Origin of the sequence: Frankia sp. AgKG'84/4, assembly GCF_023242965.2 — a bacterium.
GTDB lineage: Bacteria > Actinomycetota > Actinomycetes > Frankiales > Frankiaceae > Frankia.
On record NZ_JALKFU020000628.1, the window covers coordinates 1 to 2,918 of the forward strand.

Annotated in this window: 4 protein-coding genes and 1 pseudogene; 3 read left to right on the forward strand and 2 right to left on the reverse strand. The window is 72.9% G+C overall.

Annotated features, from left to right (window positions below; all coding sequences use genetic code 11):
• Positions 1-385: pseudogene (locus MXD58_RS24220) on the forward strand (hypothetical protein); the annotation flags it as partial.
• 503 nt (positions 386-888) lie between these two features.
• Positions 889-1,326, forward strand: a complete 438-nt coding sequence (locus MXD58_RS24225; RefSeq protein ID WP_248820203.1) for an SsgA family sporulation/cell division regulator — start codon at positions 889-891, stop codon at positions 1,324-1,326.
• 41 nt (positions 1,327-1,367) lie between these two features.
• Here the strand turns inward: MXD58_RS24225 and MXD58_RS24230 are convergent, their stop codons facing one another.
• Positions 1,368-1,550 carry a hypothetical protein gene (locus MXD58_RS24230; RefSeq protein WP_248837329.1) on the reverse strand — a complete coding sequence of 61 codons (183 nt, stop codon included), beginning with the start codon at positions 1,548-1,550 and terminating at the stop codon, positions 1,368-1,370.
• 5 nt (positions 1,551-1,555) lie between these two features.
• A complete protein-coding gene (locus MXD58_RS24235; RefSeq protein WP_248837330.1) occupies positions 1,556-2,071 on the reverse strand; it encodes a mycothiol transferase in 516 nt (171 codons plus the stop codon).
• Between the two features lie 140 nt (positions 2,072-2,211).
• Between MXD58_RS24235 and MXD58_RS30825 the strand changes: the two genes are divergently transcribed.
• On the forward strand, positions 2,212-2,916 hold the full coding sequence (locus MXD58_RS30825; protein ID WP_250609997.1) for an AfsR/SARP family transcriptional regulator: 705 nt from the start codon (positions 2,212-2,214) through the stop codon (positions 2,914-2,916).
• Positions 2,917-2,918: the final 2 nt, after the last annotated feature.

A 2,918-nucleotide genomic window follows, 5' to 3' on the forward strand; every position in this document is an offset into this window, starting at 1 on the left:
GCCGAGCGGCGCGCCCCTGCCGCTGCGCCGGCCGGGCGACGCCGATGACGGCCGGGCCGGCGAGCTGCTCGGCGGCGATCCGTTGGCCGCCCTGATCCCCGGTCTGGGTGCCGAGCACGGTGCGGGCGCGACCGACCAGGTGCGGCGAGCCGTCGGTGCCCGGCGCCGAGCGGCGACACCCGCCGCCACCGCGGAGAGTGAGGATGGGGGTCGGGTCGGTGGGGATCGGACGGGGCAGGTGGACGCGCTGCACGACGAGGTCGACGACCAGATCGGCCGCGTCCGGCCGAACGGCGCCATCGTCCTCGACACCCGGGGCGCCAACCGCGGAGTGAACACCGTGTACGTCGCCGGCATGAGCCAGAACCTGTCCACCTGGGGCTAGGCTGCTTTTCGTGGATCTTGAGGTCGGACGCCGCGCTGGTTTCCTTGGCCAGCGTCTTGCGCCGGTGGTGCGTGGCTGAGCCGCTACCTGACTCCTTGACAGGGATAATCCGAACGCGGACCCCGTTCAAAGCGACGGGAAGCCTCCGTCCCACGCGCCCCCACGGACATTCCGGACATGGAGCGGTCCCTCACGGTGCCGCACACGGCCGACGCCCCCAAGGTTGGGCACGCCCGAGGCGGCGACGGCCCGTGGTCGATGCGGTTGTCGGGTGGATCTTCATCTGACCAACAGAAGATCCACGGAAGATTTCCTAGGCCGAGTTTGGCCGCGCGGCGCGGCGCGGCCGGTCGCTGTCGTAGCGGATCCGGGCAGTTCCGGCCGACCGGCCCGTGGCCCGAGGGTTGTTCCGCCTGTGGACTGGGGCCCCTCGGGTGGCGCCGGCAGCAGGTGACGGAGGCGATGCTGACAGGGTCGGTTCCGACCGTGTTGGGAGGCAGCGAATGCTCCGTCACAGTTCGACGCCCGCGCATGTCGTGGTGCGCGACCTCTCCGCCGACTTCGTCACGGACGACGGGGTACGCACCGCCGTTGCGGGTACGCTGCGTTACGACCCGGCGGACCCGTTCGCGGTGGAGCTCATCCTCCGTCCTGGCCGGGAGTCCATTACCTGGATCTTTGCCCGCTCGTTGCTCGCCGAGGGCACGCAGACCCGCGCGGGCACCGGCGATGTCCGGATCCGCCCGACGCGGACGCGGGGCCGGGCGGTCGTCACCGTCTCCCTGTCGAGTCCGTCGGGGCGGGCGGACCTGGAGCTGTGCCGTTCGGTCGTCACCCGCTTCCTCGCCGAGATCGAGGCGCAGGTGCCGACCGGCCGTGAGGGCGAAGGGGTGAACTGGGAGGCGGAGCTGCGCACGCTGCTACGCACCCGCAATCCCTGACTCGGACGCGGCGCCGCCGACGCTCGTGGTGGTGGTGGTAGTCAGTCGTCGGCGTCGGCCGCCGGCGGCCAGCCGGGGATCTCGGGCGGCTGCGGGACCCCGGCGTCGCGCATGATCAGCTCTATCGACCCGGCGCTGACGAAGAACTCGTGCAGGCCCTCGCCCGGCCGCCAGTGGTCGAGATCGACAACTCGGCCGTCCCGCGTGACGAAGCGGCCGGGCACGGCGGCTAGGACGCCCGTCGTTCGAGGATCCCGCGCACCAGTGCGGCCTGGCCGACGTGCTGGAGATCGTCCGAGACGACGCTGACGAGCCGGACGCCGAGGGTGACGGGTGGTTCCCAGCGCTCGTCGACGACCCGGTCGAAGTCACCGTCGGTGAGCGTCGACAGGTAGCGCACCGTCTGGTCGTGGACCGCCTCGTGATACTCGACGAGCAGGTCGGGATCGTCGACGCGCACCGCGGCCACGTCGGCAGAGGTGTGGCCGTAGCCGATGGACGCGGTGGGCAGCCGCAGCCCGAACCGCGCCGCGAAACCTGCGGCGGTCCACACCTGCTCGACCTCCGCGACCTCGGCGACGTGGTCGTCCTGAACCCGGGTCAGGTGCCAGACCAGCCAGGCGATCGAGTTTGTTGACCCGTCGATCCGGTCGGCGAGCTGGTCGGCGCCGAGACCGGTGACGGCGTCACGCACCTCGTCGCGGATGCGCCCGAAGGCATCGGCAAGAAGATCGGAACCGTTCAACGCGCGGCCTCCCCCCGTCGTGATCGCGCTGCCCCCAACGGGGCAGAAGCCGATCATAGGTGGCCGCCGGCCGGGCCGCGGAGCGCCGCCGCCAGACAAACGCATCGACCACAGGGTTCGCGGACGGGCAGAATCAGCTCGTGCAGATCTGCGTGCTGGGCCCGCTGGCGGTCCGGACCGGATCCGGGGTCTCCGCGGCGACGGTCGACGTCGGTGGGGCCCGGCTGCGTACCCTGCTCATCCTGCTGGCGCTCGACCCCGGCCGGCTGGTGCCCGCCCAGCGGCTCATCGCCGGGCTGTGGGCCGGTGATCCACCGGCGGCGGCGACAGGTGCGCTGCAGGCCCTGGTCTCGAGGCTGCGTCGGACGGTCCCCGGGCTGCCGGTGGAGTTCCAGGCCGCCGGCTACCGGCTGGCCCTGCCCGCCGAGGCCGTCGACGCGGTGCGTTTCGAGCGTCTCGTTGCCGACGGCAGGGAGGCGCTGCGCTGCGGCGAGGACGCGCAGGCCGCCAAGATCCTTCGCGTCGCGATCGAGCTGTGGCGAGGGCCGCCGCTGGCCGATGTCGCGGACGCCCCGTTCGCCCGGGCGGTCATCGCCCGGCTGGAGGAACGCCGCCTCGCCGCCGTCGAGGGCCGCATCAAGGCCGATCTGCGTCTCGGCGGCGGCGCCGAGCTGGTGCCCGAACTCGCCGAACTGGCCGCGGCCCACCCGCTGCGCGAATCGGTGGCGGCCAGCCTGATGCGGGCGCTGTGCGCCGCCGGCCGCCCGGGGCGGGGCCCAGGCCTGACGAGACGCCGGCTGACCGAGGTGGTGGGGCGAGGCAGCGGGCGGTCGAGCTGGCAGTGAGC